This is a genomic window from Corynebacterium sp. (assembly GCF_012837295.1).
In the GTDB taxonomy this organism is placed as follows: Bacteria; Actinomycetota; Actinomycetes; order Mycobacteriales; family Mycobacteriaceae; genus Corynebacterium.
In genome coordinates this window covers 1-6067 of the sequence record NZ_DURI01000343.1, presented here as the reverse complement: position 1 = coordinate 6067, position 6067 = coordinate 1, and the positions used below count along the sequence as shown (strand labels likewise).

Here is a 6067-nt window from a genome sequence, read left to right as displayed (position 1 = left end):
CCGCGCGGTGATTCCCGAGGCTCCCGCCGCACCCGCCGCACCCCCGGCCACGACGCGCCCGACGACCCCGACGACCCCGACGCCGACCCCGTCGGAGGACGGCGACGCCACCGAGACGACGTGGCCCACCCTGCCCACCCCGCAGCGCCCCATCCCCCTCCTCCCGCCGGACGTCGGCAGGCCGGATCTGCCGGATTGGCAGCTCGGCGCGGAACAGGGCACGAACGATGACGACGACGCGGGACAGGGCACGGGCGTAGGACCGTCGACGGCGACTCCCTCGACCACCGTGCCGGAGACCGAGCCCGAGACGAAGACCGAGTCCGAGTCCGGCGTCTCCACGCCGCGGGATTCGGGCGCCCGGAACTAGTCCGGCACGGAGGCCACGAACGCCTCTGCGGCACCTCCGCCGACGGCGCGCAGCTCACGCCGCGACTCGCTCGCCGGCACCCACGCCGCACGACCCGGGGCCAACCGCACGTCGCCACCATCGGAGGACAGTTCGGCGGCGCCCTCCACGACCAGGACGATCGTCGCCCCCGTCGAGGGAACCTCAATCCCCTCGCCGGCCTCCACCGTCACGCGCGCCAGACGGAACTCGTCGGCGCCGGTCGGGTAGGACGCCACCGCGCCATCCACGACCGGCCGCACGACCGGATCCTCCGCCGGGGTGAAGTCCAACACGCGCAACAGCTCCACGACGTCGACGTGCTTCGAGGTCAGCCCGCCGCGCAGCACGTTGTCGGAATTGGCCATGATCTCCACGCCCATCCCCGACAGGTACGCGTGGAGCTGGCCGGCGCCGAGGTAGATGCCCTCGCCCGGCTCCAGGGTGATGCGGTTGAGCAGCATCGACGCCAGCACCCCCGGATCACCCGGGTACCGGGAGGCGATGTCGGCCGTCGTCGCGGCGACCTCCCCGACCCAACCGTCGCCCTCGTACGCCTCGCAGGCGGCGCGCACGCGCTCGACCAGATCGCCGAGCACGCGGCTCGGCAGGGTCAGCCACGTGGTGAACAACGCCCGCAGGCCCTCCACCGGCGACGGGGCGTCCAGCAGAACCGTGTAATGACCGAGCTCGGGGATGGCCAGCTCGTCGAAAAGCTCCTTGGTCCGCTCCACCGGGCGGAAACCCGCCAGCGCGTCGAAACGGGTCAGCGCGACGATCAGCTCCGGCTTGTGGTTCGCGTCCCGGTAGTTGCGGTGCGGCGCCGTCGGCGGAATGCCGCGCTCGTTCTCCGCCGCGAAACCCTCCCGCGCCTGCTCCAGCGTCGGATGCGCCTGCAGCGACAGGGGCTCGGCGGCGGCGAGGATCTTCAGCAGGAACGGCAGCGTGCCCTCGGCCAACTCCGCCGCCGCGCCCAGCGCTGCGGCCGGGTCGTCGGCGATGACGTCGGTCAACGGGCGGCCGCCGACCTTCGACGGGGCCAACGGATGCGCGCCGAACCAGGCCTCCGCCTGCGGCCGCGCCGACGGCGACGCCTCCCCCATGAGCTCCGCGATCAAGGTGCGCGAACCCCACGGGTACGACTGCACGACCGCGTCGATGCGCTCCATCAGGCCGTCATCCCTCCTCAGGTACATAAGCCGCCGCCGCGGCCATGCGGGCCGCGGTGACGCAGACGTCCACCAGCGGATGGCGGACCTCGGCCTCCTCGGCGGGGCATTCCACGCGGGCCCAATCGAAGGGCTCCAGGCGCGCGCGCACGGCGGGCGCGTCGGCCGGGGAGGTCACTGCAATGACGCTCAAGGGTAGCACCCGGGCCCCGTCTGCCGGCCCATCGATGAGGGGATCGTGGAAGAGATCGTCGATCGCGGCCTCCGGCGACGGCGCCAGCGCCACGGAGGCGCGCAGCATGTCCGCCACCGTGGTGCCGTGGGCGGCCACGCCGGCGTCCAGCAGCCACGCGGCGCCCAACTCCGCGACCGTGCGCCACACGTCGCCCTCGCCGGCGACGACGACGGAATGGCCGCGCATCCATTCCGCCCACTGGCGGGCCGGATTGACCAGCAGATCGCGGTCCGGGGCGCAGGCGATAGATTCCTCGTCGACGGCGTCGGCGACGTCGGCCAGCACCGCCGCCGGGCCCAGCGCGGTCACCCGCGCCGCGGTCAGCGCACCGAGGACGGCGCCCAGGTAGCCGCAGAACGAACCCACGACGGACAGCGCCGGCCGCGGCACGACGATCGTGCGCGGCGACGCGGCGGATCTCACCGGCCCCTCCCCCGGGTCGACGAGCACCGTCGCCGCCCCGCGGCGGTCGGCCTCCGCCAGCACCTCCGCGATCGGATCGCCCGGATCGTCGGTGAGCACGAACACCAGGTCCAGCGCGCCCACGAACCGGGGCAGCGACCGGGCGATGGTGATCGGCGCCCTCGCGTCCGCGGCCAACGCGATGACCGCCTCCGCGGCCAGCCGGGCACGCGACTCGTTGGTGATCAAGACGACGGCGCGGGGTTCCGGCAGGCCGTCGAAAAGCCCCTCCGCGGCGGCCGAGGCGGCGGCGCGCAAATGCGGCCCCTCGGTGGCCGCGATCAACGGCAGACTATGCGGGTCCATGCCCTCCAGCATGCCGGAAAACCGGTCAGGAGCGGATGATCGACAGGACCTCGTCGACGATCGCGTCGACCTCTTCGCGGGTCGGGGCCTCGACGTTGAGCCGCAGCAGCGGCTCCGTGTTCGACGCGCGGACGTTGAACCACGCCTTCGAGTCCTTCAGGCCGATGGTCAGGCCGTCGACCCAGTCGTGGTCGCGGGTGCGGGCGGCGAAGAGCTCGGAGATCTTCTCCTGCTTCTCCAGCTGCTCGGCCGCCGAGCCCAGGCGGGAGTTGATCTCGCCGGACTGCTCGTAGCGGTCGAACTCGGCCATGAACTCGCTCAGCGGCTTGTCCTGCTCTGCCAACGCCGCCAGCACGTGCAGCGCGGCCAGCATGCCGGAGTCGGCGTTCCAGAACTCGCGGAAGTAGTAGTGCGCCGAATGCTCGCCGCCGAAGACCGCGGAGGTCTCCGCCATCTGGGCCTTGATGAACGAGTGGCCCACACGCGTGCGCACCGGGATGCCGCCGTGTTCGATGATCATCTCCGGCACGACGGCCGACGTGATCAGGTTGTGGATGATCACGGCCCCCGGGTCGTCTTCCAGATACCGGGTGGCGATGAGCGCGCAGATCGCCGACGGCGACACCGGGTCGCCCTTCTCGTCGACGACGAAGCAGCGGTCCGCGTCGCCGTCGAAGGCCAGGCCGATGTCCGCGCCCTGCTCGACGGTGAACTTCTGCAGGTCGACGAGGTTCGCCGGCTCCAGCGGATTGGCCTCGTGGTTGGGGAAGTTTCCGTCGAGCTCGAAGTACAGGTCGCGCACGTCGCACACGTCGCCGAGCACCGCAGGGGCGGTCAGGCCGGCCATGCCGTTGCCCGCGTCGACCGCCACGGTGAGCTTGCGGCCGGCGGTCAGGTCGACCAGCCCGCGCAGGAACTCGGCGTAGCCGGACAGCACGTCTCGGTCGGTGATCTCGCCGGGCTCGCCGTCGTAGGCCGGCACCCCGTCGACGAGGAGGTCCTTGATCTCGCCCAGGCCGGTTTCCTGGCCCACGGGGCGCGCGCCGGCTCGGCACAGCTTGATGCCGTTGTACTCGGCCGGGTTGTGCGACGCGGTGAACATGGCGCCCGGGCAGTTGAGCGTGCCCGAGGCGAAGTACAGCTGATCGGTCGACGTCAGGCCCAGCATGACCACGTCGACGCCCTGGGCGGCCGCGCCTTCCGCGAATGCGCGGGACAGCCCCGGGGAGGAGTCGCGCATGTCGTGGCCGATGGTGATGGCCTCGGCCCCCTCCCGGCGCATCAGCAGGCCGAACGCCGCACCGGCGTCGCGCATGAGTTCCTCGTCGATGCCATCGCCCACCACGCCGCGAACGTCGTAGGCCTTGATCACGGCGTCGATCGCCGCCCGGCTGCGCTTGGTCACTGGTGCCGTCCTCGCTCCTGGTTGTGTGTCTTACCGGAGCGGAATGTTACCCCTACTCGCCGTCGGGGTCGGGCACCACGTGCAGATGGGTGCGGGCGGGGCGCCGCGACGGGTGCCGCGCGGCGTCGACCTGGGACCAGCGGGGCTCGCCTTCGTCGCGCAGGACCAGGCCGGTGGCCTGGCGCCCGGCTTCGCGGACGGCCTCGGCCAGCGCGGTGAGGTCGTCGTCGTCGGCGCGCTCGGCGGGCAGGTCGTAGCGGACCAGCTCCCAGCCGAGGGGGGCGGTGATGGACTGCGCGTGGCGTTCGCACAGGTCCCAGCTATGCGGTTCGCTGGCGGCGGCCAGCGGCCCGACGACGGCGGTGGACTCGGAATAGGCGTAGGTCAGGGTGGCGATGGCGGGCTTGCCGCACCCCGGCCTGCAGCAGCGGCGGAATTGACTCACGCCCGAAAGTCTAGACCCTGGGTTGAGGTTTCTGTAGCCCCTCCCTCACTTTCAGGGCCCGGGCGAGTCTTTGGGGTCGCTTTGCGACGGAGCGCCTCCGCCGTGGCCCGCCGACCTCCCCATAGACTTGGCCCCCATGAACGTCTCCCGTCGCATCGAGCGCCGCGGCCGCGGCCCGCGCGGCCCCCTCCTCCCCCCGGAGGTGCCGCGGTGGCGCAGCCGCACCGAGGCGTTCGATCAGGCGGTGCTCGACGCGTACGCGCCCATCGAGGCCCGCTGGCACGACCGGCTCGCCCACCTGGACATCGCCGTGGACACCGTCCCGCTGATGCACCTCCACCCCGGCGCACTGCTTCCCGACGAAGTCGCCGCCGACGGCCCGATTCCCCTCGGCCGCCTCATCCCCGCCGGCGTGGATCGCCAGGGCCGGCCCACGAGGCCGCGGATCGTGGTGTTCCGCCGGCCCGTCGAAAAGCGGGCGCCGACGCTGGCGGACCTGCAGGACGTGCTGCGCAACGTCCTGGCCCGCCTGGTCGCCGTGCACCTCAACATCGATCCCTCCGTCGTCGATCCGGGGTACGACGACAGCTTCTAGGTCCGGGCACGAAAAAAGACCCGGGAATTCCGGGTCTCTTCTGGTCTCGCTCAGGCTCTGCTGCCGATCTAGCCGATCTGCTTCTTCAGGCGGCGGCGCTCACGCTCGGACAGGCCGCCCCAGATGCCGAAGCGCTCGTCGTTGGCCAGGGCGAACTCGAGGCACTCGTCGCGGACGCCGCAGGCGCGGCAGATGCGCTTGGCCTCACGGGTCGAACCGCCCTTCTCGGGGAAGAACGCCTCCGGATCGGTCTGGGCGCACAGCGCCTGCTCCTGCCAATCCTCGTCGACCGCCTCGAACAGCCCGGTCAGATCATCGGCCCAATCCACCAGCGGGCGGGGCTGCTCGACTGCCGTCGTTTCGTGCACCTGGGACTCCCCCACGCTCGAATCCCGTCCCACGGCGCGTCCGCCGAACATGGTGGATTCATCCATGCGGGGCCTCCTGCCTGGTCAACGGGGTGGAAATGTGGTCTTCGCGATTCTGGGGGAACCCGGTTCCCCGCAATCACACACTTGTGATTACACACGTGAAACCCCGTGGAGGTCAAGCGGTCGGGTTGATTCACCGCGAAAACTCAGAAAGCCCCCGGAGACCGGTCCCCCCGCCGTGGGGGATGAAGTCAGGGTTGAGACTTCTCCCCCGTCGGTGAATCAGGTCACACGTCGGTGGAGAAGCGCACTCCACCGTCCGGCAGCACGACCCCGGGCCACACCCGGGCGCCCGAAATGAGCTCGCAACGGGCGCCGACGTCGGCGCCTTCGCCGATCACCGCGTCGCGGATGACGCAGCGCGGGCCGATCGTCGCGCCGGCGGCGATGATCGACCGCTCGATCACCGCGCCCGCACCGATCTTCGCCCCGTCGAACACGACGGTCTGGTCCAGCCGCGCGCCCGCGCCGACCTCGGCGCCCCGACCGACGACGGTGCCGCCGTAGAGCAGCGCCCCGCCGCCCAGCGACGCCGATTCGTCGACGAGCGATTCGCCGTGCCGCCCTTCCAGCAGCGGCGACGGCGCGATGCCGCGCACCAGGTCCGACGACCCGCGCACGAAATCGGCGG

7 protein-coding genes and 1 pseudogene are annotated in these 6067 nt (G+C 71.7%); 2 read left to right on the top strand and 6 right to left on the bottom strand.

Annotated features, from left to right (window positions below):
- A pseudogene (locus GX015_RS11350) lies at window positions 1–370 on the top strand (hypothetical protein); the annotation flags it as partial.
- Here the strand turns inward: GX015_RS11350 and manA are convergent.
- Genes manA through GX015_RS11330 form a run of 4 tightly spaced genes read right to left on the bottom strand, consistent with a single transcriptional unit; the run spans window position 367 to window position 4410 of the window.
- Window positions 367–1557, bottom strand: a complete 1191-nt coding sequence (gene manA / locus GX015_RS11345) for a mannose-6-phosphate isomerase, class I (protein WP_291345231.1) — start codon at window positions 1555–1557, stop codon at window positions 367–369. The pseudogene GX015_RS11350 and the gene manA overlap by 4 nt on opposite strands.
- 7 nt (window positions 1558–1564) lie before the next feature.
- Window positions 1565–2560 carry a hypothetical protein gene (locus GX015_RS11340; protein WP_291345229.1) on the bottom strand — a complete coding sequence of 332 codons (996 nt, stop codon included), beginning with the start codon at window positions 2558–2560 and terminating at the stop codon, window positions 1565–1567.
- 25 nt (window positions 2561–2585) lie between these two features.
- Window positions 2586–3965, bottom strand: coding sequence for a phosphomannomutase/phosphoglucomutase (locus tag GX015_RS11335; RefSeq protein ID WP_291345227.1), 1380 nt, complete (start codon window positions 3963–3965; stop codon window positions 2586–2588).
- Between the two features lie 52 nt (window positions 3966–4017).
- Window positions 4018–4410, bottom strand: coding sequence for a DUF3499 domain-containing protein (locus tag GX015_RS11330; RefSeq protein ID WP_291345225.1), 393 nt, complete (start codon window positions 4408–4410; stop codon window positions 4018–4020).
- A 136-nt stretch (window positions 4411–4546) separates the two neighbouring features.
- On the opposite strand from GX015_RS11330, the gene GX015_RS11325 reads away from it, so the two are divergent.
- Complete coding sequence (locus GX015_RS11325) at window positions 4547–5005, top strand: metallopeptidase family protein (protein WP_291345223.1); 459 nt, start codon at window positions 4547–4549, stop codon at window positions 5003–5005.
- 68 nt (window positions 5006–5073) lie between these two features.
- Here GX015_RS11325 and GX015_RS11320 read toward each other — a convergent pair whose 3' ends face one another.
- A complete protein-coding gene (locus GX015_RS11320) occupies window positions 5074–5439 on the bottom strand; it encodes a WhiB family transcriptional regulator (RefSeq protein ID WP_291345221.1) in 366 nt (121 codons plus the stop codon).
- Window positions 5440–5663: 224 nt separating this feature from the next.
- A partial coding sequence (locus GX015_RS11315; protein ID WP_291345219.1) for an NDP-sugar synthase occupies window positions 5664–6067 on the bottom strand: 404 nt, incomplete at its 5' end.

Bases quoted from the DNA above. Each gene is read 5' to 3' on its own strand.
- GX015_RS11340 (WP_291345229.1), bottom strand. From the start codon at position 2,560: ATGGACCCGCATAGTCTGCCGTTGATCGCGGCCACCGAGGGGCCGCAT.
- GX015_RS11320 (WP_291345221.1), bottom strand. From the start codon at position 5,439: ATGGATGAATCCACCATGTTCGGCGGACGCGCCGTGGGACGGGATTCG.
- GX015_RS11325 (WP_291345223.1), top strand. From the start codon at position 4,547: ATGAACGTCTCCCGTCGCATCGAGCGCCGCGGCCGCGGCCCGCGCGGC.
- manA (WP_291345231.1), bottom strand. From the start codon at position 1,557: ATGGAGCGCATCGACGCGGTCGTGCAGTCGTACCCGTGGGGTTCGCGC.